The sequence below is a fragment of the Enterobacter sp. DSM 30060 genome, from assembly GCF_013375955.1.
In the GTDB taxonomy this organism is placed as follows: Bacteria; Pseudomonadota; Gammaproteobacteria; order Enterobacterales; family Enterobacteriaceae; genus Enterobacter; species Enterobacter intestinihominis.
In genome coordinates, this window is sequence record NZ_CP056118.1 from 3,178,992 (window position 1) to 3,203,136 (window position 24,145).

The 24,145-nt window shown below is 58.2% G+C and carries 24 protein-coding genes and 1 riboswitch; of the genes, 12 read left to right on the forward strand and 12 right to left on the reverse strand.

From position 1 onward, the window contains the following. Nucleotides 1–81: 81 nt before the first annotated feature. Both HWQ15_RS15105 and bioA read right to left on the reverse strand, forming a co-directional pair. Nucleotides 82–558, reverse strand: coding sequence for a kinase inhibitor (locus HWQ15_RS15105; RefSeq protein WP_003858531.1), 477 nt, complete (start codon nt 556–558; stop codon nt 82–84). A gap of 47 nt (nt 559–605) precedes the next feature. Beyond that, the gene (gene bioA / locus HWQ15_RS15110) at nt 606–1,913 is read right to left on the reverse strand and encodes an adenosylmethionine--8-amino-7-oxononanoate transaminase (protein WP_063149468.1); all 1,308 of its coding nucleotides are present in this window, start codon (nt 1,911–1,913) and stop codon (nt 606–608) included. A gap of 68 nt (nt 1,914–1,981) precedes the next feature. Between bioA and bioB the strand changes: the two genes are divergently transcribed. The 4 genes from bioB to bioD are packed head-to-tail and all read left to right on the forward strand — an operon-like array spanning nt 1,982 to nt 5,609. Next, nucleotides 1,982–3,022: a biotin synthase BioB gene (bioB, locus tag HWQ15_RS15115; RefSeq protein WP_017384942.1), complete on the forward strand. Its 1,041-nt coding sequence runs from the start codon at nt 1,982–1,984 to the stop codon at nt 3,020–3,022. After that, entirely contained in the window at nt 3,019–4,176 is a 1,158-nt protein-coding gene (gene bioF / locus HWQ15_RS15120; RefSeq protein ID WP_063149469.1) for an 8-amino-7-oxononanoate synthase, read from the forward strand. The genes bioB and bioF overlap by 4 nt, the downstream gene beginning before the upstream one ends. Then, a complete protein-coding gene (gene bioC / locus HWQ15_RS15125; protein ID WP_063149470.1) occupies nt 4,160–4,915 on the forward strand; it encodes a malonyl-ACP O-methyltransferase BioC in 756 nt (251 codons plus the stop codon). The genes bioF and bioC overlap by 17 nt, the downstream gene beginning before the upstream one ends. Beyond that, nucleotides 4,908–5,609 (forward strand): dethiobiotin synthase, encoded by a 702-nt coding sequence (gene bioD / locus HWQ15_RS15130; RefSeq protein ID WP_074143142.1) that lies wholly within the window; start codon nt 4,908–4,910, stop codon nt 5,607–5,609. Before bioC ends, bioD begins: the two co-directional genes overlap by 8 nt. Here bioD and HWQ15_RS15135 read toward each other — a convergent pair. Further along, the gene (locus tag HWQ15_RS15135) at nt 5,572–6,294 is read right to left on the reverse strand and encodes an ABC transporter ATP-binding protein (RefSeq protein ID WP_023305730.1); all 723 of its coding nucleotides are present in this window, start codon (nt 6,292–6,294) and stop codon (nt 5,572–5,574) included. The two genes, bioD and HWQ15_RS15135, sit on opposite strands and share 38 nt — an antisense overlap. A gap of 748 nt (nt 6,295–7,042) precedes the next feature. On the opposite strand from HWQ15_RS15135, the gene uvrB reads away from it, so the two are divergent. Beyond that, nucleotides 7,043–9,058 carry an excinuclease ABC subunit UvrB gene (uvrB, locus tag HWQ15_RS15140; RefSeq protein WP_003858519.1) on the forward strand — a complete coding sequence of 672 codons (2,016 nt, stop codon included), beginning with the start codon at nt 7,043–7,045 and terminating at the stop codon, nt 9,056–9,058. Nucleotides 9,059–9,574: 516 nt separating this feature from the next. Here uvrB and yvcK read toward each other — a convergent pair. Continuing rightward, nucleotides 9,575–10,483, reverse strand: a complete 909-nt coding sequence (gene yvcK, locus HWQ15_RS15145) for a uridine diphosphate-N-acetylglucosamine-binding protein YvcK (protein WP_023299636.1) — start codon at nt 10,481–10,483, stop codon at nt 9,575–9,577. A gap of 226 nt (nt 10,484–10,709) precedes the next feature. Next, nucleotides 10,710–10,843: riboswitch (molybdenum cofactor riboswitch) on the forward strand. Here yvcK and moaA point away from each other — a divergent pair. The 6 genes from moaA to HWQ15_RS15175 all read left to right on the forward strand — a co-directional run bounded on the left by moaA (nt 10,831) and on the right by HWQ15_RS15175 (nt 14,304). Then, nucleotides 10,831–11,820, forward strand: a complete 990-nt coding sequence (gene moaA, locus HWQ15_RS15150; protein WP_022647500.1) for a GTP 3',8-cyclase MoaA — start codon at nt 10,831–10,833, stop codon at nt 11,818–11,820. (Overlaps the previous riboswitch by 13 nt.) A 24-nt stretch (nt 11,821–11,844) precedes the next feature. Further along, nucleotides 11,845–12,357: a molybdenum cofactor biosynthesis protein B gene (moaB, locus tag HWQ15_RS15155; RefSeq protein ID WP_022647501.1), complete on the forward strand. Its 513-nt coding sequence runs from the start codon at nt 11,845–11,847 to the stop codon at nt 12,355–12,357. Between the two features lie 3 nt (nt 12,358–12,360). Further along, on the forward strand, nt 12,361–12,846 hold the full coding sequence (gene moaC / locus HWQ15_RS15160; RefSeq protein ID WP_063149700.1) for a cyclic pyranopterin monophosphate synthase MoaC: 486 nt from the start codon (nt 12,361–12,363) through the stop codon (nt 12,844–12,846). Next, on the forward strand, nt 12,839–13,084 hold the full coding sequence (moaD, locus tag HWQ15_RS15165) for a molybdopterin synthase sulfur carrier subunit (RefSeq protein WP_038415713.1): 246 nt from the start codon (nt 12,839–12,841) through the stop codon (nt 13,082–13,084). Before moaC ends, moaD begins: the two co-directional genes overlap by 8 nt. A gap of 1 nt (nt 13,085) precedes the next feature. Continuing rightward, nucleotides 13,086–13,538 (forward strand): molybdopterin synthase catalytic subunit MoaE, encoded by a 453-nt coding sequence (moaE, locus tag HWQ15_RS15170; RefSeq protein WP_022647503.1) that lies wholly within the window; start codon nt 13,086–13,088, stop codon nt 13,536–13,538. 58 nt (nt 13,539–13,596) lie between these two features. Then, on the forward strand, nt 13,597–14,304 hold the full coding sequence (locus HWQ15_RS15175; protein WP_015571081.1) for a Bax inhibitor-1/YccA family protein: 708 nt from the start codon (nt 13,597–13,599) through the stop codon (nt 14,302–14,304). Nucleotides 14,305–14,836: 532 nt separating this feature from the next. Here the strand turns inward: HWQ15_RS15175 and HWQ15_RS15180 are convergent. From HWQ15_RS15180 to HWQ15_RS15190, 3 genes are read right to left on the reverse strand one after another with little or no spacing between them, the layout of a single operon-like run. Then, nucleotides 14,837–15,799, reverse strand: a complete 963-nt coding sequence (locus HWQ15_RS15180) for a YbhN family protein (protein WP_003858505.1) — start codon at nt 15,797–15,799, stop codon at nt 14,837–14,839. Then, a complete protein-coding gene (gene clsB, locus HWQ15_RS15185; RefSeq protein WP_022647504.1) occupies nt 15,799–17,037 on the reverse strand; it encodes a cardiolipin synthase ClsB in 1,239 nt (412 codons plus the stop codon). Before clsB ends, HWQ15_RS15180 begins: the two co-directional genes overlap by 1 nt. Continuing rightward, nucleotides 17,034–17,795 (reverse strand): endonuclease/exonuclease/phosphatase family protein, encoded by a 762-nt coding sequence (locus HWQ15_RS15190; protein WP_022647505.1) that lies wholly within the window; start codon nt 17,793–17,795, stop codon nt 17,034–17,036. The genes clsB and HWQ15_RS15190 overlap by 4 nt, the downstream gene beginning before the upstream one ends. Nucleotides 17,796–17,928: 133 nt before the next feature. Here HWQ15_RS15190 and HWQ15_RS15195 point away from each other — a divergent pair, with 133 nt between their 5' ends. Continuing rightward, complete coding sequence (locus tag HWQ15_RS15195; RefSeq protein WP_003858499.1) at nt 17,929–18,339, forward strand: YbhQ family protein; 411 nt, start codon at nt 17,929–17,931, stop codon at nt 18,337–18,339. On the opposite strand, the gene HWQ15_RS15200 is transcribed toward HWQ15_RS15195, so the two are convergent. From HWQ15_RS15200 to cecR, 5 genes are read right to left on the reverse strand one after another with little or no spacing between them, the layout of a single operon-like run. Further along, complete coding sequence (locus HWQ15_RS15200) at nt 18,301–19,407, reverse strand: ABC transporter permease (protein WP_038415714.1); 1,107 nt, start codon at nt 19,405–19,407, stop codon at nt 18,301–18,303. The genes HWQ15_RS15195 and HWQ15_RS15200 overlap by 39 nt on opposite strands. A gap of 57 nt (nt 19,408–19,464) precedes the next feature. Further along, on the reverse strand, nt 19,465–20,598 hold the full coding sequence (locus HWQ15_RS15205) for an ABC transporter permease (RefSeq protein WP_022647507.1): 1,134 nt from the start codon (nt 20,596–20,598) through the stop codon (nt 19,465–19,467). Continuing rightward, complete coding sequence (locus HWQ15_RS15210) at nt 20,588–22,327, reverse strand: ATP-binding cassette domain-containing protein (RefSeq protein WP_022647508.1); 1,740 nt, start codon at nt 22,325–22,327, stop codon at nt 20,588–20,590. The genes HWQ15_RS15205 and HWQ15_RS15210 overlap by 11 nt, the downstream gene beginning before the upstream one ends. Next, nucleotides 22,320–23,315 carry a secretion protein HlyD gene (hlyD, locus tag HWQ15_RS15215; RefSeq protein ID WP_022647509.1) on the reverse strand — a complete coding sequence of 332 codons (996 nt, stop codon included), beginning with the start codon at nt 23,313–23,315 and terminating at the stop codon, nt 22,320–22,322. The genes HWQ15_RS15210 and hlyD overlap by 8 nt, the downstream gene beginning before the upstream one ends. Beyond that, entirely contained in the window at nt 23,312–23,989 is a 678-nt protein-coding gene (cecR, locus tag HWQ15_RS15220) for a transcriptional regulator CecR (protein WP_046618586.1), read from the reverse strand. The genes hlyD and cecR overlap by 4 nt, the downstream gene beginning before the upstream one ends. Between the last annotated feature and the right edge of the window lie 156 nt (nt 23,990–24,145).

Below are 24,145 nucleotides of genomic sequence, written 5' to 3' on the forward strand. Positions count from 1 at the left end.
CTCCCTGTGGGAGAGGGGATTGTTAGGTTTTCTCCCTCTCCCTGTGGGAGAGGGCCGGGGTGAGGGCATCAGCCCGCACGATTACGAATACATCGCCGTAATCGACGCGCTGCCCAGCGAATGGAAATGGACGTTAAAGCCTACCATTGCCCCGCTCGCCCCTTCGTCAACCTCAATCTTGTCCACATCCAGCGCGTGCACCGTGAAGATATAGCGGTGCGTTTCCCCTTTTGGCGGCGCCGCGCCGCCGTAGCCCGCTTTGCCAAAGTCCGTGCGGGTCTGAATCGCACCGTCGGGCAGGGCAACCAGATCGGAACCGGAACCCTGCGGCAGCACGCGGGTGTCGGCGGGCAGGTTTGCCACGATCCAGTGCCACCAGCCCGAGCCGGTTGGCGCATCTGGATCGTAGCAGGTCACGACAAAACTTTTGGTTCCCGCTGGTACATCGTCCCACGCCAGATGGGGAGAGATATTATCTCCCTGATAACCCATCCCGTTAAACACGTGACGTTCCGGCAGCTTTTCGCCGTCGCGCAAATCTTTACTGATGATTTTCATCCTATTTCCCTCGTTACTCACTCATTCAGAAAGTGTAACGCATGGGGTTAAATCGTGAAATGCGCTGATATGTTAACGGCTTTAACCACTGCCCCGGTCAGCTTGTGGAGCTGATCCGGAGAAATGCTGTACGGCGGCATGAGGTAAATCAGCTTACCGAAAGGTCGCACCCAAACGCCCTGGTCAACGAAGAAGCGCTGCAACGCGGCCATGTTCACCGGATGCGTTGTCTCGATCACCCCGATGGCGCCCAGCACGCGGACGTCCGCGACGTATTCCGCCTCCGCCGCCGCGCTTAGCTGCTGCTTCAGCTGCGCCTCAATCGCCGCCACCTGCGTCTGCCACTCGCCGCTCTCCAGAATGGCGAGGCTTTCGCTTGCCACTGCGCAGGCCAGCGGGTTGCCCATAAACGTCGGGCCGTGCATAAAGCAGCCCGCGTCGCCGTCGCTGATGGTGTCGGCAACCTGGCGGGTGGTGAGCGTGGCGGAGAGCGTCATGGTGCCGCCGGTGAGCGCTTTCCCCAGGCACAGAATATCCGGCGCGATCCCCGCATGCTCGCAGGCAAACAGCTTCCCGGTACGGCCAAAGCCGGTGGCGATCTCATCGGCAATCAGCAAAATCCCTTCGCGGTCGCACATCTTCCGAATGCGCTTCAGCCACTCGGGGTGATACATCCGCATTCCGCCCGCGCCCTGCACAATCGGTTCGAGAATAACGGCGGCAATCTCGTGGCGATGGGCCGCCATCAACCGCGCGAAGCCCACCATGTCCATCTCGTCCCATTCGCCGTCGAAGCGGCTCTGCGGGGCTGGCGCAAACAGGTTTTCCGGCAGGTAGCCTTTCCACAGGCTGTGCATGGAGTTGTCCGGATCGCACACCGACATCGCCCCGAAGGTGTCGCCGTGATAGCCGTTGCGGAAGGTGAGGAACCGCTGGCGCGTTTCGCCCTTCGCATGCCAGTACTGCAACGCCATTTTCATCGCCACTTCCACGGCCACCGAGCCGGAATCAGCCAGGAAAACACACTCCAGCGATTCAGGCGTCATCGCTACCAGGCGACGGCATAAATCCACCGCGGGCTGATGCGTGATCCCGCCAAACATCACGTGTGACATCTGGTCAATCTGCGCTTTCATCGCCGCGTTCAGACGCGGGTGGTTGTAGCCATGGATCGCCGCCCACCAGGAGGACATCCCGTCAACAAGCCGCTCGCCGCTGGCGAGATGCAGCTCGCAGCCGTGGGCCGAGGCTATCGGATAGACGGGAAGGGGGCGGGTCGTGGAGGTGTAAGGGTGCCAGATATGCTGCTTGTCGAAGGCGAGATCGTCCTGGGTCATAATCGACTTGTAAACCATTTTGAAAAGTTTTAGGTTTACAAGTATAAACCGAACCGACAATTAACAAAACCCTTTGGAGAAGCCCGATGGCTCACCACGCACGCTGGACGATGTCGCAAGTCACTGAATTATTCAACAAACCTTTCCTGGAGCTGATGTTTGAGGCGCAACAGGTGCACCGCCAGCACTTCGATCCGCGTCATGTTCAGGTCAGCACGCTGCTGTCGATTAAAACCGGGGCTTGCCCGGAAGACTGCAAATATTGCCCGCAAAGCGCGCGCTATAAAACCGGTCTCGAATCCGAGCGCCTGATGGAAGTCGAGCAGGTGCTCGACTCAGCGCGCAAGGCCAAAAACGCTGGCTCAACCCGCTTCTGCATGGGCGCGGCGTGGAAAAACCCCCATGACCGCGACATGCCCTATCTGGAGCAGATGGTGAAGGGGGTGAAGGAGATGGGGCTTGAAGCCTGCATGACCCTGGGTACGCTGAACGAGGAGCAGGCGCAGCGCCTCTCGGCGGCAGGACTGGATTACTACAATCACAACCTCGATACCTCGCCGGAATTCTACGGCAACATCATCACCACGCGCACCTATCAGGAGCGTCTGGATACGCTGGATAAAGTGCGTGATGCGGGGATCAAGGTCTGTTCCGGCGGGATCGTGGGACTGGGCGAAACGGTAAAAGATCGTGCCGGCCTGCTGTTACAGCTGGCGAACCTGCCGACCCCTCCGGAAAGCGTGCCCATCAACATGCTGGTGAAGGTAAAAGGTACGCCGCTGGCGGATAATGAGGACGTGGATGCCTTCGATTTCATCCGCACCATCGCGGTGGCGCGCATCATGATGCCAACCTCTTACGTTCGCCTCTCTGCCGGTCGCGAGCAGATGAGCGAGCAGACCCAGGCGATGTGCTTTATGGCCGGGGCCAACTCCATCTTCTACGGTTGCAAACTGCTGACCACACCAAACCCGGAAGAGGACAAAGACGTTCAGCTGTTCCGCAAGCTGGGGCTGAACCCACACCAGACCGGGGTACAGGCGGGGGATAACGAGCAACAGCAGCAGCTGGAGCAGCAGATTTTCAACGCCGACACTGACCAGTTCTACAACGCGGCAGCCGTATGACCTGGCAGGCACGTATCAGAACCGCGCTCGACGAGCGGCGGGCGGCGGATGCATTTCGGGTACGCAGGGCAGTGGAAAACGGTGCAGGCCGTTTTCTCACCCGGGAAGGAGAGCGGTTCTGTAATTTCTCCAGCAACGATTATCTGGGCCTGAGCCAGCACCCGCAAATCGTTCGTGCCTGGCAGCAGGGCGCGGATCGTTACGGCGTGGGCAGCGGTGGCTCCGGGCACGTCAGCGGCTACACCACGGCCCATCAGGCGCTGGAGGAAGCGTTGGCCGACTGGCTGGGCTACCCGCGGGCGCTACTGTTTATCTCCGGTTTTGCCGCGAATCAGGCGGTGATTGCCGCCCTGATGGGCAAAGACGACCGCATCATCGCGGACCGCCTGAGCCACGCCTCCCTGCTTGAAGCCGCCAGTCTCAGCCCGGCACAGCTGCGGCGTTTTGCCCATAACGATGCCTCTCAGCTGAACGTCCTGCTGGGTAAACCCTGTTCAGGGCTTCAGCTGGCGGTCACGGAAGGGGTATTTAGCATGGACGGCGACAGCGCGCCCCTGGCCGCGTTGCACGACGCCGCAAAACAGCAAAACGCATGGCTGCTGGTCGACGATGCCCACGGCATTGGCGTCACCGGCGAGGAGGGGCGCGGAAGCGCTTATCAGCAGGGCGTCAGGCCGGAACTGCTGGTGGTCACCTTCGGCAAAGGCTTCGGCGTCAGCGGTGCCGCGGTGTTGTGCAGCGAGCCGGTGGCCGACTACCTGGTGCAGTTCGCCCGGCACCTGATCTACAGCACCAGCATGCCCCCGGCGCAGGCCGTGGCACTCTCTGCGTCGCTTGCGGTGATCCGCGGCGAAGACGGCGCTGAACGCCGGGCTCGCCTGGCCGACCATATTCAGCGTTTCCGCCGGGGGGTAAGCGAACTGCCTTACCGGCTTACCGACTCGCACAGCGCCATTCAGCCCGTGATTGTGGGTGAAAACCATCGGGCGCTGATGCTGGCACAGGCGCTACGAGAACGTGGGCAGTGGGTCACGGCGATCCGCCCACCCACCGTGCCGCCAGGCACCGCGCGCTTGCGTCTGACGCTTACGGCAGCGCACGAGCCGCAGGATATCGATACGCTTCTGGAGGCACTGTATGTCTCCCGTCAATAAACAGGCCGTTGCCGCCGCGTTTGGCCGGGCAGCGCAAAGCTATTCTCAGCACGATGAGCTGCAACGCCTGAGCGCGCGCGGGCTGCTGGCCGCGCTCGGTGAGGGGCATTTTATGCAGGTGCTGGACGCGGGCTGCGGGCCAGGAGGCAATAGCCGCTACTGGCGCGCAACGGGCAGCCACGTCACGGCGCTGGATTTATCCGCGCAGATGCTGGATGAAGCCCGCCAGCAGCAGTCAGCAGACCGTTATCTGGTGGCCGATATCGAGGCCATCCCGCTGGAGGATGCGCTGTTTGACCTCGTCTGGAGCCATCTGGCGGTGCAGTGGTGCACCAGCCTGTCGCAGGCGCTACGCGAGCTTTACCGCGTGGCACGGCCCGGCGGAGCGGTGGCCTTTACCACCCTGCTGGAAAGTTCGTTGCCGGAGCTGAATCAGGCGTGGAGGGCGGTGGATGCGCAGCCGCACGCCAACCGGTTTCTCTCGCACGAACAGGTCACTCAGGCGCTGGCAGGCTGGCGCTATCGCAGTGAGGTCCAGACCGTCACCCTCGAATTTAGCGATGCGTTAAGCGCCATGCGCTCTCTTAAGGGGATAGGCGCGACGCACCTGCACGCCGGTCGGGAGAAGAAACCCCTTACCCGCGGCCAGCTCCAGCGTCTGGAGCTGGCCTGGCCGCAGGAACGGGGCCGGTTCCCGCTCTCTTATCATCTTTTTCATGGGATTATTGAACGTGACTGAACGTTATTTTGTTACCGGTACGGACACCGAAGTCGGTAAAACGGTTGCCAGCGCCGCGCTGTTGCAGGCGGCGCGTCTGCTGGGGAAAACAACGGCCGGGTATAAGCCCGTAGCCTCCGGCAGCGAGATGACGCCGGAAGGCTTACGCAATACTGATGCGCTGGCGCTACAGCGTAACAGCAGCCTTGCGCTGGCCTATTCTGCGGTGAACCCCTATACCTTTGCTGAACCCACCTCGCCGCACATCGTCAGCGCCGATGAAGATCGTTCGATTGATTTTTCGGTGCTCTCTTCCGGATTACGCAACCTGGAAACGCAGGCCGACTGGGTGCTGGTGGAGGGGGCTGGCGGCTGGTTTACCCCGCTGTCCGACGAGCAGACATTTGCTGACTGGGTGCAGGCCGAACAGCTTCCGGTCATTCTGGTGGTTGGCGTGAAGCTTGGCTGTATCAATCACGCCATGCTGACCGCTCAGGCCGTGCAGCAGGCCGGGTTGCGTCTGGCAGGGTGGATTGCCAATGACGTGGTTGCGCCGGGTAAACGTCATGCTGAGTATCTGGCGACGCTGAAGCGGGTGCTGCCTGCGCCGTTTCTCGGCGAGATCCCGTGGCTTGCCGACGGCGCAGAGCAGGCGGAAACCGGACGCTATCTTGACCTCAGCGCCTTATGTCCCGCGCCATCCAGTGCGCAATAAGGTCGTCATCCAGCTCGTTAACGTGGCCCTGTGCCACGTTACGCCCGCGATAGAGCATGCAGAAACGATCCGCTACCCGGCGGATAAACGACAGCTGTTGCTCCGCTAACAGCACCGTCATTCCCAGCTCCCGATTCAACCGTACCAGCAGTTGACCCAGCCTGCGGGCGAAGCCTTGCCCTGCGCCATACATGGGCTCATCCAGAATCAACACGCGCGGGCGATTAACCAGCGCACTGGCGAGGGCCAGCTGATACTGGTCGTCGGGGGACAGCGCAGAGGCACGGCTCTGTCGCAGCGGATAGAGCTCCGGAAACAGGGCGTACACGTCATTTTTTGATGTCGGGTCGGATTTCCCCGTCGCCCGCATAGCGATATGCAGATTTTCATCGACGGTCAGCTGGGAAAATATCCGCCGATCCTGCGGGACGTAGCCTATCGTTGGCGGCGCCGTTAATGCTGACGCAGGGCTGAGCAAATTACGCGGCGGCGCGCCAGCTTCATGCCATATGATGGTGCCGCTCTCAACGGGCACCTTTCCGGTAATGCAGTTCATGAGCGTGGATTTACCCATGCCAGGCAGGCCAACAATGCCCGTACAGATGCCTTGCGGGAAATCGATATTCACGTTCCATAGCGTATGTTGGCTTCCGTAAAACTGATTTACAGCACGCAGACTCAACATCTTTCTCTCCTTAAAAATGTGTGGGGTAATGCTCAGGCTGATATCTGCAAAACGCCTGCCAGAAACAAAATAATGATTAAAAAAGAGCCATTTTTAGGAATAACCCACTGCTAAAAGCTTAACGTTTGTTCGAATTGCACGCTCCCGGTGCCGTGCGTGTCGAATCGTGGTGCAGGGAAAATGACGGAATTGTGATTAAGATCTCGCCGGTTACTTATGAAAAAATGAACGTTTTCCAGGCAAAAAAGAGTGATAAAAATTTTTTACTGCCGCTTCGTGGGAAAAACCGGGAATTTGCTGGAGTGCATGCTGTACGGGCTGGAGGCAGTTATCCACTATTCCTGTGGATAACCTTGTGCATTAGAGTTAGAAAACACGCGATAAGCGAGAGAATACGCGGGTTACGCCCAAATTGATGCGAAACGCGGCTTTAGGAAATAGTCTATATTTTTTAACGAATTAGATAAAAGCAATTCCCTCAGCGCCAGCGACACCTGTTGCCATAAAACTTTCATAACCGCCCTTGACAAATGTTAAAAAAGTAATAGTTCTGGGGATAACCCCCTGAGGCTGGTGTTTTATATTGTCACAGTTGAAATTTAGCTCGCGAACGCACTAATCCTTTCTGCGCTACGCTAAATATCCTGACACGATACTGGTTTTCCATCCAGTGTTTTTTACTGGCAATCCTGGCCACAACGAGTAAAATTACTCACCTGCCGCTTATTCTGTCATCAGGTCGTCGCCCATGAGTAAACCGTTCAAATTGAATTCTGCTTTCCGTCCTTCCGGGGATCAGCCCGAGGCCATTCGTCGCCTGGAAGAGGGGCTGGAAGACGGGCTGGCGCACCAGACCCTGCTGGGGGTAACCGGTTCGGGTAAAACCTTCACTATTGCCAACGTCATTGCCGATCTCCAGCGTCCTACGATGGTTCTTGCGCCGAACAAAACGCTGGCGGCGCAGCTGTATGGTGAGATGAAAGAGTTCTTTCCGGAAAACGCGGTGGAGTATTTCGTCTCCTACTACGACTACTACCAGCCGGAAGCCTACGTTCCCAGCTCCGACACGTTTATCGAGAAAGATGCCTCGGTGAACGAACATATCGAGCAGATGCGTTTGTCGGCGACCAAGGCGCTGCTGGAGCGTCGTGATGTGGTGGTGGTGGCCTCGGTGTCGGCGATCTACGGCCTGGGCGATCCGGATCTCTATCTCAAGATGATGCTGCACCTGACGCAGGGGATGATCATCGATCAGCGGGCGATTTTGCGCCGTCTGGCGGAGCTGCAGTACACCCGTAACGATCAGGCGTTCCAGCGCGGGACCTTCCGCGTACGTGGTGAGGTGATTGATATCTTCCCGGCGGAATCGGACGACATGGCGCTGCGCGTGGAGCTGTTCGATGAAGAGGTTGAACGCCTGTCGCTGTTCGACCCGCTGACCGGTCATGTGGAGTCGGTGATCCAGCGCTTCACCATCTACCCGAAAACGCACTACGTGACGCCACGCGAGCGTATCGTACAGGCGATGGAAGAGATTAAAATTGAGCTGGCAGACCGCCGCAAGGTGCTGCTGGCGAACAACAAGCTGCTGGAAGAGCAGCGCCTGAGCCAGCGTACCCAGTTCGATCTGGAGATGATGAACGAGCTGGGTTACTGCTCCGGCATCGAAAACTACTCGCGCTACCTCTCCGGACGCGGGCCGGGCGAAGCGCCGCCGACGCTGTTTGACTACCTTCCGGCGGACGGCCTGCTGGTGATCGACGAATCCCACGTTACGATCCCCCAGATCGGCGGGATGTACCGCGGTGACCGCGCGCGTAAAGAGACGCTGGTGGAGTACGGATTCCGACTGCCGTCAGCGCTGGACAACCGTCCGATGAAGTTTGAAGAATTTGAGGCGCTTGCTCCGCAGACCATCTACGTATCGGCGACGCCGGGCAACTACGAGCTGGAGAAATCCGGTGATGACGTGGTGGACCAGGTTGTGCGTCCGACCGGGCTGCTGGATCCGATTATCGAGGTGCGTCCGGTGGCGACGCAGGTGGACGATCTGCTCTCGGAAATACGTGCCCGTTCCGCCATCAACGAGCGTGTACTGGTGACCACGCTCACCAAACGTATGGCGGAGGATTTGACGGAGTATCTGGAAGAACACGGCGAGAAGGTGCGGTATCTGCACTCGGATATTGATACCGTGGAGCGTATGGAGATCATCCGCGACCTGCGCCTGGGCGAGTTCGACGTGTTGGTGGGTATCAACCTTCTGCGAGAAGGTCTGGATATGCCGGAAGTGTCGCTGGTGGCGATTCTGGACGCGGACAAAGAGGGCTTCCTGCGTTCCGAGCGCTCGCTGATCCAGACCATTGGCCGTGCCGCGCGTAACGTCAACGGGAAGGCGATTCTGTACGGGGATAAAATCACCCCTTCGATGGCCAAAGCGATTGGCGAAACGGAACGTCGTCGCGAGAAGCAGCAGCGCTATAACGAAGAGCACGGCATCACGCCGCAGGGGCTGAACAAGAAAGTGGTGGATATCCTGGCGCTGGGTCAGAACATTGCGAAGACCAAAGCGAAAGGGCGCGGCAAGGCCCGTTCAGTGGTGGAAGAGGATACCGTCGCGCTGACCCCGAAAGCGTTGCAGCAAAAGATCCACGAGCTGGAAGGGCAGATGATGCAGCACGCGCAGAATCTGGAGTTCGAAGAGGCTGCGCAAATCCGCGATCAGCTGCATCAGCTGCGGGATCTGTTTATTGCGGCATCGTAGTTTTTTGCCCGGTGGGGTTTTCTCCCTCTCCCTGTGGGCTGAGGGATCCCCAGTAATTTTTTTATGCAGAAGCAATAAAGTTGCTTTCTAAATGACTGAGGGCTGTCAGCGATGCCCTGGTCCGGCTGTAAATCGCTGAGGCGTTTGCCTTCCGGCCGGGGCGAGGCGCAGGGATGCGCCGAGAGGGCGGCTTTACAGGGACGTTGCCTCCGCCCGTACCCGATAAGCCGGAAGGAATAAGCCGAGGGCACCGCGAAGCGGCGATTTACCGCCGGGAGCCCGGGTCGCCAGGGTGGTGGCGACTGAGCCACCCTGGCACGTTCACCGGTCATGTCGTTACAGAGTAGCAAGGTACATAAAGTGAACGGAATGACCACCACCGCCGTATGTTCCCCTCACCCTAACCCTCTCCCCGGAGGGGCGAGGGGATTGCTCAGTGCTCGCATTAATTTGTGGGGATCCCTCAGCCCTGTGGGAGAGGGCCGGGGTGAGGGCATCAGGCCGCACAAAACGAACCTAACCTAATGCCTGAATCGCCTTCTCCAGCGCCTCGCGCAGCAGATGGCGGTCGTGGCGATATTTAATATCGCTGGCTTCCAGCGGCTCCTGCACCACCACGCGATCGCCAATCCCCGACACATCTACTTTTGGCCCGACCACGACACCATCGATAATTTTCTTACCAACATACTGTTCCATCAGGTCCAGCTTATCCGCCAGCGACAGGCTTGCCGCGGCCGGACTGAGTTCGCGGCCTAAATTACCGATATAGACCATGGGCGCAGGCGTTCTGCGCAGCGCCTGCGCCAGCTCTTTCACCAGCAGGATCGGCATCAGGCTGGTATAAAAACTCCCCGGCCCAATCAGGATCAGATCGGCCTCGCCAATCGCTTCAACCGCTTCACGCGTTGCGGGTACGCTGGGGTAGGTCATCAGCTCTTTTGGCGGAAGGAGAAGCTGGTCGATATTCACTTCACCATACACTTCGTGATCGTCAGCATCGATCGCCATCAAATCTACCGGCTGTTCGGACATCGGGATCAGGAACGCATCCACTTTTAGCAGGTTACGAATTAAATTGATCGCTTCCAGAGGGCGCACGCTCAGGTGATCCAGCGCCTTTAACATCAGATTTCCAAGGTTATGGCCTGAAAGTTCGCCATTTCCCCCAAAACGGTACTCAAACATCGCCGAGGCCACGCTTGGCTCAGTGATGAGCTGGTTGAGGCAGTTGCGCATATCACCCCAGGCTATCCCGCCTTCAGCACGTCGGATCCGCCCGGTTGAGCCGCCGTTGTCCGTTGTTGTCACGATGCCCGTCAGGCGTGAGCCCAGTGACGATAACGACGACATAACCCGTCCCAGACCGTGACCTCCTCCAAGAGCGACCACGCGGTCCAGATCCGCAAAAGTGCGATTGCGCATACCTATTCCTTATCCTGTTAAGCTTGCGTCACAGTAACGCAACTACTCCTAAAAGACGATGCCTCTCACAAACCATAATGACGTATATCAATGCGAAAGCGCTGTTTTTGCGTATTCTGTAGTGAAAATGCACGATAACATCGTTATGTATAAATTTATATAGCGAAAAGCGACAATGGCGAAGTGGCGATTTCCACGCTACTATCGCCATAACCACGTTTTCAAAACTGAAAACATACACTCTAGCCCTGGCGCCTGTGTCGAGAGATATGGCGCCCTGGCCGTGGCGGATTTGCCACCAGGGTACAGAAAGAAATGACTGTGCCTCCCGATCTGGAAAGGTGTACATGGCTTCACAACTTACTGATGCTTTCGCGCGTAAGTTTTTCTACTTACGTTTGTCGATTACCGACGTGTGTAACTTCCGTTGCACCTACTGCCTGCCCGATGGCTACAAGCCGGGCAGCGTCACCAATAATGGCTTTCTCTCCGTGGAAGAAGTACGCCGCGTCACGCGCGCGTTCTCTGAACTCGGTACGGAAAAAGTGCGTCTTACCGGGGGAGAGCCCTCCCTGCGCCGTGATTTCCCTGACATCATTGCCGCCGTGCGTGAAAACGAACGTATCCGCCAGATAGCGGTGACCACCAACGGTTACCGCATGGCGCGTGACGTGGCGAACTGGCGCGATGCGGGGCTGACGGCGATCAACGTCAGCGTCGATAGCCTGGACGCCCGTCAGTTCCACGCCATTACCGGCCAGGATAAGTTCCAGCAGGTAATGGACGGCATCGATGCCGCGTTCACCGCCGGTTTCGACAAGGTCAAAGTCAATACCGTGTTGATGCGTGATGTGAACCACCATCAGCTGGACACCTTTCTGGCGTGGATCAAACCGCGCCGCATTCAACTGCGTTTTATTGAGCTGATGGAGACCGGGGAGGGCAGCGAGCTGTTCCGTCGCCATCACATCTCCGGCATGGTCCTGCGTGACGAACTGCTGAAACGCGGCTGGATCCACCAGATCCGCCAGCGCAGCGATGGCCCGGCGCAGGTCTTTTGTCATCCGGATTATGAAGGCGAAATCGGCCTGATCATGCCCTATGAAAAAGACTTCTGTGCCAGCTGCAACCGCCTGCGCGTCTCCTCTGTTGGCAAGCTGCACCTCTGCCTGTTCGGGGATGGCGGCGTCGATCTGCGCGATTTGCTGGAAGACGACGCCCAACAGGACGCGCTTGAAGCACGCATTTCCGAGGCGCTGACGCACAAAAAGCAGACCCATTTCCTGCATCAGGGCAACACCGGCATTACTCAGAACCTGTCCTATATCGGCGGGTAATCAGGCTTTAGAAGGAACCAGAAGATGAGTCAGGTAAGCGCGGAATTTATCCCGACACGCATTGCTATTCTTACCGTTTCCGAACGTCGTGGTGAAGAGGATGATACCTCCGGCCACTGGCTGCGCGAGGCGGCACACGAAGCCGGGCACCAGATTGTTGATAAAGCGATCGTCAAAGAGAACCGTTACGCCATTCGCGCTCAGGTTTCACAGTGGATTGCGAGTGATGACGTCCAGGTTGTACTGATCACTGGCGGCACCGGCTTTACCGCAGGCGACCAGGCGCCGGAAGCGCTGCTTCCGCTGTTCGATCGCGAAGTAGAAGGCTTCGGCGAAGTGTTCCGCATGCTCTCATTTGAAGAGATTGGCACCTCTACGCTCCAGTCCCGTGCCGTCGCGGGGGTAGCGAACAAGACGCTGATCTTCGCCATGCCGGGCTCGACCAAAGCCTGCCGCACCGCGTGGGAAAACATTATTGCCCCGCAGCTGGATGCCCGTACCCGTCCGTGTAATTTCCATCCCCATTTAAAGAAATAAGCTATGTCACAACTGACCCACATAAACGCCGCTGGCGAAGCGCATATGGTGGATGTCTCCGCCAAAGCCGAAACGGTGCGCGAGGCGCGTGCTGAAGCGTTCGTCACCATGCTGCCGGAGACGCTGGCGATGATTATCGACGGTAGCCATCACAAGGGTGATGTGTTTGCCACCGCCCGCATCGCCGGTATTCAGGCCGCTAAACGCACCTGGGACCTCATCCCGCTCTGCCATCCGCTGATGCTTAGCAAAGTGGAGGTAAATTTGCAGGCGCAGCCGGAGCATAACCGCGTGCGTATCGAGTCCCTGTGCCGCTTAACCGGGAAAACCGGTGTGGAGATGGAGGCGTTAACGGCAGCCTCCGTGGCGGCGCTGACCATCTACGACATGTGTAAAGCGGTGCAGAAAGATATGGTGATTGGCCCGGTGCGTCTGCTGGCAAAAAGCGGCGGCAAATCCGGTGATTTTAAGGTGGGAATCCATGATTAAGGTGCTCTTTTTTGCCCAGGTCCGTGAGCTGGTTAATACCGACAGCCTGACGCTGGACGGCTCTTTCGAAAACGTCGCCGCCCTGCGTGCGCATCTGGCGGCGCAAAGCGACCGCTGGGCGCTGGCGCTGGATGAAGGCAAACTGCTGGCCGCCGTGAATCAGACGCTGGTGGAGTTGACCCACCCGCTGGCCGATGGGGATGAAGTGGCCTTCTTCCCGCCGGTCACAGGGGGTTGAGATGACGGAAACCCGAATTCTGGTTGGCCATGAGCGTTTTAACGTGGGCACGGAATATGACTGGCTGGCCGGGCGCGACGAAGACGGCGCGGTCGTGACCTTTACCGGGAAAGTGCGTAATCATAATCTCGGCGACAGCGTAAAAGCGCTGACGCTGGAGCACTATCCGGGAATGACCGAAAAATCGCTGGCGGCCATTGTCGAAGAGGCGCGAGGCCGCTGGCCGCTGGGGCGCGTTACGGTTATCCATCGCATCGGCGAAATGTGGCCCGGCGAAGAAATTGTATTTGTCGGCGTCACCAGCGCCCATCGCGGGAGTGCTTTTGCGGCGGGGGAGTTCATCATGGATTACCTCAAAACTAAAGCGCCGTTCTGGAAGCGTGAAGCGACGCCGGAAGGTGAGCGCTGGGTGGAATCGCGGGACAGCGACAAACAGGCTGCCAGCCGCTGGTAACAGGTTTACGTGGATGTGTTAGTCTTAACGTGTGTGTTTACTTAATCAGGAGTGAATCATGGACCGATTTCCGCGTTCCGATTCGATAGTTCAGCAGACCCGTAGCGGGCTGCAAACCTACATGGCTCAGGTATATGGCTGGATGACGGTTGGCCTGCTGCTTACCGCGTTTATCGCGTGGTATGCGGCAAACACGCCTGAACTGATGATGTTTATCTTCTCCAGCAAAATCACCTTCTTTGGGCTGATTATTGCGCAACTGGCGCTGGTATTCGTGCTCTCCGGGCTGGTGCACAAGCTCAGCGCGGGCATGGCGACCACGCTGTTTATGCTCTATTCGGCGCTGACCGGGCTGACGCTCTCCAGTATTTTCATCGTTTACACCTACTCCTCCATCGCCAGCACCTTTGTGGTGACCGGCGGGATGTTCGGTGTGATGAGCCTGTACGGTTACACCACCAAACGTGACCTGAGCGGCTTCGGCAACATGCTGTTTATGGGGCTGATAGGGATTGTGCTGGCGTCGCTGGTGAACCTGTGGTTGAAGAGTGACGCGCTGATGTGGGCGGTGACCTATATCGGGGTGGTGATCTTCGTGGGCTTAACCGCCTACGACACCCAGAAGCTGAAAAACATCGGTGAACAAATTGATGTTCGCGACAGTTCAAACCTGCGCAAATACTCGATTCTGGGCGCGCTGACGCTGTATCTGGACTTCATCAACCTGTTCCTGATGCTGCTGCGTATCTTCGGCAACCGTCGCTAGTGAGGGTGGCGCTGTCTGATGCCCTCACCCTGACCCTCTCCCACAGGGCTGAGGGTTCCCCACAAATTAATGCGAGCACTGAGCAATCCCCTCGCCCCTCCGGGGAGAGGGTTAGGGTGAGGGGAACATACGGCGGTGGTGGTCATTCCGTTCACTTTATGTACCTTGCTACTCTGTAACGACATGACCGGTGAACGTGCCAGGGTGGCTCAGTCGCCACCACCCTGGCGACCCGGGCTCCCGGCGGTAAATCGCCGCTTCGCGGTGCCCTCGGCTTATTCCTTCCGGCTTATCGGGTACGGGCGGAGGCAACGTCCCTGTAAAGCCGCCCTCTCGGCGCATCCCTGCGCCTCGCCCCGGCCGGAAGGCAAACGCCTCAGCGATTTACAGCCGGACCAGGGCATCGCTGACAGCCCTCAGTCATTTAGAAAGCAACTTTATTGCTTCTGCATAAAAAAATTACTGGGGATCCCTCAGCCCACAGGGAGAGGGAACAAACCCTAAAAACGGCAACGAAGTTGCCGTTTTGCTTTTATTTTGCCATCGCCTTCTCGTTTTTGGCGCGCAGCTTCTTCGCCCGACTCTCCAGCACCAGATAACAGACCGTTGCCAGCGCCAGCGGCAGGAAGTAGTAGATCATGCGGTACGCGAGCAGGGCAGCGATAATCGTCCCGTGAGACACATGCTCCCCTGCAAGCAGCGCGATAAACACCGCTTCCAGTACGCCGATCCCCGCCGGAATATGCACAATTACCCCGGCAATACTGCTTACCAGCAGCACGCCCAGCACGAAGAAGTAATTCACATCTTCGCCAATCAGCAGCCAGATAATGGCCCCCATCGCCATCCAGTTGGCGCTGGAAACCACCATTTGCAGGACGGCAAACTTCCATGACGGCAGCACCAGCTTCTGCCCTTTAATGGTCATATGACGACGTTTGGCAAAGGCGCAGGCCCAAAGGTAGGCGGCGATGATCAGCAGCAGTACGATGCCCAGAATGCGCAGGGTGGCCTCATCGATGTACCAGTGCGCAGGCAGCTGCACCACGCCAATGGTGAAGATCACCCCGCCGAGCAGGATATACCCCAGCCAGTTGGTGGTGATACTCAGCGAGAAAATACGCGTGATGGTGCCGCCCGGTAAGCCAAGGCGGGAGTACAGGCGATAGCGCATTCCAATCCCGCCCACCCAGGTGCTCAGCGTCAGGTTAAAGGCGTAGCAGATGAATGACACCAGCATAACCTGCCGTTTGGCAAGCTTATGCCCGCAGTAGGCGCGTCCCAACAGGTCATAGCAGCCGTACATCAGGTAGCTCACAATCACCAGGCCAACCGCCCCCAGCAGGACTGTCCGGTTGTAGTTGCGAATAACCTTCCACACCTCTTCCCAGTCCACCTTTTGGGCATACACCACCAGCAGGACCGCGACGGCAATGAAGAACAGCCAGGTCAGGATTTTTTTCGCCAGCCGCCAGCGAGGATGAGATTTCGACATCAGGTTTTCCCTCCATCTTCCGCCTCTACGCGGTCCTGGGTTTCCATTTCGGGTTGCACTGGCGGATCCACCAGCGCCAGTTTCGGTGTATGCGCGGGCAGCCAGCCCACCATGGCCGGGAAGTGGCGCAGGAAGTGGAACACCACCACGCCGATGCCAACGTTCCACCAGCTGCGTTTCGGCACCATGGACTCATCCACACGCACGCAGTCTTTATTGATCAGACCCTGAAGGTTATCGCGCAGGGTCTGATTAAACTGGCGATCGTGGATGATCAGGTTCGCTTCCAGATTGAGCGATAAGCTCAGCGGATCGAGGTTGCTTGAGCCAACGGTCGCCCAGTGGTCATCCATCACGGCCACTTTGCCGTGCAGCGGGCGGCGGCGATATTCATAGATTTGCACGCCGCTTTTGACCAGATAGCGATAGAGCAGACGCGCGCCCACCTTCACAATCGGCATATCGGGCTCACCCTGGACGATGAGCTTCACGCTCACGCCGCGTCGGGCCGCGTTGCGCATGGCGTGCAAAATCCGGTAACCGGGGAAGAAATAGGCGTTGGCGATAATCACCTCGCGCTTCGCGTTCGCCAGCATCTTCAGGTAGTGACGTTCGATATCGTCCCGGTGCTCCTCGTTATCCCGCCAGACGAACAGCGCCTGCGCCTCGCCGGGCTTGCGGTTCTCTTCCGGGCGATGGCGGCGTCGCCACCAGCGGCGTGCGGCCTCTTTGCCGGGTAAGTTTTCCAGCACGAACAGCTGGATGTCCTGAACCACCGGTCCCTCAATGCGGATCGCGTAGTCCTGTTTCGCTTCGGGACCATAATCCGACATATGCTCGGCGGAGTAGTTAATGCCGCCAACGAAGGCCACCGTTTCATCCACCACCACAATTTTGCGGTGCATACGGCGGAACAGGTTGGTGCGCATCCCGAACAGACGCGGGCCGGGATCGTAATAGCGGAATACCACCCCTGCGGCGGTGAGCTCGTTAACAAATTCGTCGCTGAGATCCGGCGAACCATATCCGTCGAGCAGGACCTCGATTTTTATACCGCGACGAGCGGCTTGCAGCAGTGCGCTGTGCAACTGCCTGCCCACGTCGTCTTCAAACCAGATAAACGTTTCCAGAAAGACTTTCTGCTGTGCGTGGCTAATCGCCTCAAAGACTGCCGGATAAAAGTTATCGCCATTTTCCAGCAGCGTAATACGGTTACCTTCCTGCCATGTGCATTTCATAAGTGGATCTCCGCGCTGAGTGGGGCATGGTCGGAGAGATGTCGCCAGTTGAGTAAAGCCAGCGCCGTCGGGCTGCTGGCGTGGGCATTTTTTACGTAGATGCGGTCAAGGCGCAGCAGGGGGAAGCGCACCGGAAACGTCCGCGCGGGACGACCGCGTGAGCGGGTAAAAATCTCCTCCAGCCCCGCATTCACCTTCAGCGGATGATTGGCCCGCTGTCGCCAGTCGTTAAAATCACCGGCCACCACCACGGGCTCGCCCTCCGGCAGCGCATTGGTCCAGTCTGCCAGCATCTGTAGCTGAGCCTGACGGTGGGCCTCACGCAGGCCAAGATGAACGCAGCCCACATGAATGGGAAAATCGAGCGCCGGTGGCGTGATGCGGCAGTATAACAACCCGCGTTTTTCGCTCTCGCCAACGGAGACGTCCCGGTTCTCATAATGCTCGATAGGAAAACGCGACAGCACTGCGTTACCGTGATGCCCCTCCGGGTAGACCGCATTGCGCCCGTAGGCGTAATCGCTCCACATGGTATCCGCCAGAAACTCGTAATGGGGCGTGTCGGGCCAGTTTTCGAAATGCATCGGGTGCACTTCGTGCGCGCCCATGACCTCCTGAAGGCAGACAATATCGGCGCTGACGGTGCGTACCGCGTCGCGCAGCTCCGGTAAAATGAAGCGGCGGTTAAATGCTGTGAAGCCCTTATGAATATTTATCGTCAGCACCTTAAGCGAGAAATGCTGCGTTCTTTTGCTCATAAACACCTTCCTGGGTGACTATCCCGATGAAAATAAAGTGTAGTAGGCGTCACAAAAAGATGCGGCGTTACGGAATTTTCCGTAAAGTGCGGTAGTCTGAATTAGCAGAGAAAAATCCTTCAGGAGAGAAGCCATGAAGTGGCAACAACGCGTTCGTGTCGCAACCGGTTTAAGTTGCTGGCAGATAATGTTGCATTTACTGGTCGTGGCCGTACTGGTGATGGGCTGGATGAGCGGCACGCTGGTGCGTGTCGGCTTAGGGTTATGTGTGGTTTACGGCGTGACCGTGCTGTCGATGCTGTTTTTACAGCGTCACCACGACGCGCGCTGGCGTGAAGTGGGTGATGTGCTCGAAGAGCTCACCACCACCTGGTATTTTGGTGCGGCAATGATCGTCCTGTGGCTGTTGTCACGCGTGCTGCAAAACAACCTGCTGCTGGCCCTGGCGGGTCTGGCTATCCTCGCAGGGCCTGCGGTGGTGTCGTTGCTCACCAAAGAGAAAAAGCTACGCGATGTTTCGTCTAAACATCGCATAGGCCACTGAGCCCGTTGTGGCCGCGATGACCAGTAGCGGCCACAAACTTCCCCACACAATATCCAGACTCGCATCCTTCAGATAGATTTGCTTGGTGATATCCGTGAAGTGACGAATCGGGTTTATCCATGTCAGATCCTGTAACCACACTGGCATGTTCTCCACTGGCGACACGTACCCTGAAAGCAAAATCGCCGGCATCATAAAGACAAACACCCCGATAAACGCCTGCTGCTGCGTTGAGCAGAGCGCGGAAATCAGCAGCCCAAACCCCACCAGCGACAGGCCGTAAATCACCATCGTGAAGTAAAACAGCGCCAGCGATCCGGCAAACGGGATCTGGTACGCCCATATTCCCACCCCCAGCACGATGGTGGCCTGGAACGTCGCGACAATCAGTGCCGGCACCGCCTTGCCGACAAATATCTGCCATGTAGCGAGCGGCGAGACAAGCAGCTGATCCAGCGTACCTTGCTCACGTTCGCGTGCCACGGACAGCGAGGTGACAATCATCACGCCAATAGTGGTGATCATGGCGATTAACGACGGCACCACAAACCACTTGTAGTCCAGATTCGGGTTGTACCAGTTGCGCACCACCAGCTCGCTGTTGTTGGGTTTGGGTTTGTCCGCCATCAGCTCCTGCTGGTAGTCCTTCACTACCTGCTGCAAATAGTTCGCCGCTATCTGGGCGCTGTTGGAGTTACGCCCGTCGAGGATCAGCTGCATCGGCGCGGTCTGGAAGGTGTCCAGATTGCGGGAGAAATCCGCCGGGAAGCGCACCAGCAATAATGCTTTCTGCGTGTCGATGGTGGGCTGGATCGCCTGCGGGCTTTGCAGCAGCAGGACATGGGTAAAGGCTTTGGCGCGGGCGAAACGCTGCGTCAGCTCGACGGAATGCTTGCCATTGTCTTCGTTGTAAATGGCGATGGTAGCGTTGGTGACCTCCAGCGTGGCGGCAAACGGAAACAGTACAACCTGAAGCAGCACCGGCAGCACCAGAATGGCGCGGGTCTGCGGCTCGCGCAGCAAGGATTGCAGCTCTTTGCGGATCAATGTCCATAAACGGTGAAACATCGCGTCGTCCTCCTGTCGGGTGGCGCTTGCGCTTACCCGACCTACAAAATCCGATGGCTAATCTAATCTTCTTTTCGTTTTCATCCACGTCAGCCCGATAAACATCACCGCCGACGCCAGCAAAAACAGGGTGTTGATAATCAGCACTACCGGGATGTTCCCCGCCAGAAACAGGCTTTGCAGGGTGCTCACAAAGTAGCGTGCCGGAATGATGTAGGTCACGGCACGGATCACCGCTGGCATACTGTCAATCTGGAAGATAAAGCCGGAGAGCATGATCGACGGCAGGAAGGCGGCATTAAGCGCCACCTGCGCGGCGTTAAACTGGTTGCGGGTGATGGTGGAGATCAGCAGCCCCATTCCCAGCGTGCTGAGTAAAAACAGGCTGGTAATAAAGAACAGCACCACCAGCGAACCGCGGTACGGCACGCCAAGAATAAATACCGAGACCAGCATACAGAGCAGCATCGCCAGCATGCCGAGGAAGTAGTAGGGGATCAGCTTGCAGAGCAAAAGCTCGACGCGCGTCACTTCGGTGGAGAGCAGCGCCTCCATGGTGCCGCGCTCCCATTCGCGGGCGATCACCAGCGAGGTGAGGATCGCGCCAATTACCGTCATGATGATAGTGACCGCACCCGGGATAATAAAATGCTGGCTGATGGCGGCGGGGTTAAACCAGTAGCGCGTCTGCACGTCAATCAGCGGTTCAAACTTCTCCCCCCGGTCTTCGGCGCGCTGCATCTGCCAGAGCTGCCAGATCCCCTCCGCATAGCCCTGCACGAAGTTGGCGGTGTTCGGTTCGCTGCCGTCGGTGATCACCTGAATTGGCGCATCGGCGCCCGGGCGTGCCATGTTGGCGGCGAAATCGACCGGGATGACGATCAGACCGCGAATTTTACCGGCCTGCATTTTCTGGATCAGTTCCTGCCGGTTGTCGCTGATGGTGGCATCGATGTAGGGCGAGCCGGTCATGGCGTGGGTGAAGTCCAGCGCCTCTTCGCTCTGCTGCTCCAGCAGGATCCCAACCCGCAGCTTGCTGGAATCGAGGTTAATCCCGTAGCCAAAAATAAACAGCAGCAGCAGGGGGATCACCACCGCAATCAGCCAGCTGCTGGGGTCACGCACAATCTGCCGCGTCTCTTTGACGCACAGGGCGCGCACCCGGCGCCAGGAGAGGGCGTTACTGCGCATGAGGATTCTCCTTATCCCAGTCGTGGATGAGGGTGATAAACGCCTGCTCCATGGTCGGGTCCGGCTGTGCGTCGTCGGCGGCCTGCGCTTTCAGGTCGTCCGGCGTGCCGTGGGCAATCAGCTTGCCGCGATAGACCAGCCCGATGCGGTCGCAGTACTCTGCCTCGTCCATAAAGTGGGTGGTGACCATCACGGTCACGCCTTTTTCCACCATGCTATTGATATGCAACCAGAATTCACGGCGGGTGAGGGGATCCACGCCTGACGTAGGTTCATCAAGAAAGAGGATGTCGGGCTCGTGCATCAACGAACAGGCCAGCGCCAGCCGCTGTTTGAAGCCAAGCGGCAGCGCGTCGGTAGCGTGTGAGGCGATATCGGTCAGGCCAAAGGCGTCGCACATGCGGCCGATTTTCTCGTTCTGCGCCCGTCCCCGCAGGCCGTAGACGCCGGAGAAAAATCGCAGATTTTGCTCCACCGTCAGGTTGCCGTAGAGCGAAAACTTCTGCGCCATATAGCCCAGATGCTGGCGCGCCTTGCCGGAGCTGACTTTGAGATCCATGTTCAGCACCAGCGCTTTGCCGGAGGTCGGTACCAGCAGGCCGCACATCATTTTAAAGGTGGTGGATTTCCCTGCACCGTTCGGCCCGAGCAGGCCAAATATCTCGCCGCGCTTCACGGCAAAATTGACGTTATCGGTGGCGGCGAAATCGCCAAATTTTTTGGTGAGCGATTTCGCTTCAATGACCGTTTCGCCCGGCGTGCCTTCCACCGTGTGCAGAATGGCGCCAAGCGGTGATTCTGAGGTTCCCGCCCCGCCCAGCAGATCGATAAACGCATCTTCAAAGCGCGGCGCGGTCTCTGTCATGTCGATTTCAGGCATCCCCTGCGCACGCCGGATATCGTCGGCGGTGGCCTCTTTTTTGAGGATCACGCGCACCGAACGGCCCTGAATCATCCCGTCGCTCACCTGGGGCAGCTTCAGCACCCGTTGCAGCAGCTTGCGGTTGGATTCCTGCGCGCTGTGTAGCAGAAAACTGCGCCCGGCCATGGTTTGCGTCAGCTCGGTGGGCTCGCCCTGATAGAGCAGTTCGCCTTCGTTCATCAGCAGCACGTCACGGCACTGCTCTGCTTCATCAAGGTAAGAGGTACTCCAGAGGATCAGCATGCCGTCACCCGCCAGCTCGTGCACCATCTGCCACAGCTCGCGGCGGGAAATCGGGTCCACGCCGACGCCGGGTTCATCCAGCAACAGCACCTTCGGTTCGCCCACCAGCGTGCAGGCCAGCCCCAGCTTCTGCTTCATCCCGCCGGAAAGTTTGCCCGCCAGCCGATCGGTGAACGGGCCGAGGGAGGTAAACGCCAGCAGACGCTCGAAGGTTTTCTGCCGGGTTTCGCCGGTAACGCTGCGCAGATCGGCATACAGGTTGAGGTTTTCCATTACCGTCAGATCTTCATACAGACCAAACTTCTGCGGCATATAGCCGAGTATGCCGTGGAGCGCCGCGTCGTCTTTGATGGGATCGAGGCCAAGCACGCTGGCGCTGCCTTCATCCGGCTTCAGCAATCCCGCCAGCATCCGCATCAGCGTGGTTTTACCCGCGCCGTCCGGCCCCACCAGCCCGGTCACATAGCCTTTCTGAATCGTACAGTTCAGCGGCGCTACCGCCGGTTTAGCCATTCCCGGGAAGCGTTTGACCAGATTATTGAGCTGGATAACCGCATCATTCATGTTGTTCCCCGTCGTTTAAGGTCACGGTAACAGGCATGCCCTGACGCAGCGCGTCGTCCGCATCGGTGACGATGATGCGCAGGCGATACACCAGGTCGGTACGCAGATCCGGGGTTTCAACGGTTTTTGGCGTGAACTCGGCCGTTGGGGAGACGAAGCCCACTTTGCCGTGATACGGCTTGTCCGGGCGACCATCGGTGTAGAGCAGCAGTTCGCGGCCCGGCTGCATCTGGCCAAGATTCGGCTCATCAATGTAAGCGCGCACCCACACCGGACGGGTTAAGGAGAGCGTTAACACGGTGCTGCCCGCGCTGAGCATGCTGCCCGGCTCCACGGCGCGGGTCATCAGCGTACCGTCAGACGGGGCGATTAACGTGGTGTCGTGCAGATCCAGCTCCGCCTGGGCTAACTGCGCCTGCGCCTGCTCAAGGCTGGCCTTCGCCTGGGCAATGTCCTGCGCGCGGTTACCGGTGCGGTACTGGCTTAACTTATCCTGGGCAGATTTCAGCGTCGCCTGCGCCTGGTCGCGGGATGAGCGCGCATTTTCCAGGTCGTTGGCGGAAATGGTGCGGCTTTTCCATAAGCCTTGCTGACGGTTATAGAAATTCTGCGCATAGTCATAGGCGGCTTTTGCCTGCTTAACGGCAGCGGCCGCCTGGGCGATCTCTTCATCACGATAGCCCGCCAGCATCAGGTCGTACTGCGCCTGTGCGACGGCGACGCCCGCTTTTGCCTGCATCAACGCGTTTTCAAACGGGGCTTTGTCCAGCATCCCCAGCGTCTGCCCGGTTTTGATGGCATCGCCTTCGTCAACGCTCAGCGAGGCCAGCCGTCCGCCGACGCGGAAGCTCATGTTCACGGTGCGGATATCCACGTTGCCGTACAGCGTCAGGCCACGATCCTGCTGGCTCTGATACCACAGCCAGCCGCCTGTTCCCGCAGCAAGCAAGACAACAACCACCAGAATGATGGCGACAGGTTTTTTCATGACTTCTGGCTCCTTTGCGTTAAGCCTTGCAGGATCAGATCAACGTGACAGGTAATGACCTGGCTAATTTGCGCGGCTTTATCCTCATCGAATTGTGTCCAGCCCGTACGTAACAGGATGGTCTCACGCCCCAGACGGAAGGCGAGCACTTCGCCCAGCAGGGCGTGGGTATGCAAAATGGTGTCCGTATCGCTGGCGTTCCGTCCGGTATAGGCGGCAATCAGTCGGGTCAGATGGCTATGCATCGGGGCGATCACCTGATCGTGCACCAGCTGGTACGCGGCAGTGGGGGAGAGCTGCTCGCGGGAGATAAATTTGCTCAGGTTCAGCGTATCGTCGTGCGTCAGCAGGCGAATCATGTTGTGACAGGCGTTAAGGATCAGCTGGCGGATGGCAACCCGGTCCGGCTCTGGCTGGCTGAACAGCGCGGTGGCTTCTTCCACGTGTGGGCGAAAGCTGGTGCCGATAAAATCCGCGATCCACTGGGCGCAGGCGAGGTATAAATCCTCTTTTGAGCCAAAATAGTAGGTAATGGCCGCAATATTCTGCCCGGCCTGCGCGGCGATATCCCGCGTGGTGGCATGCAGACCATACTCGCCAAACTGCGCCAGCGCAGCGGCGATAAGCTGACTTTTCGCCTGTTCGCCTTTGGTTGTCGTTGGGGTTGTATTCATAGCAGCATTAAAAATTAATCAATCGATTGATTAAGATTATGCCTGATTTGCGCAAACGTCGAGTCATCGCCGGGGATATTTTATGCGCCACGTCACAAAAGCTGCTACACTCCGCTCCTTCGCGACATTGTGGTTTTTGTCCTTCTATTCGTTATA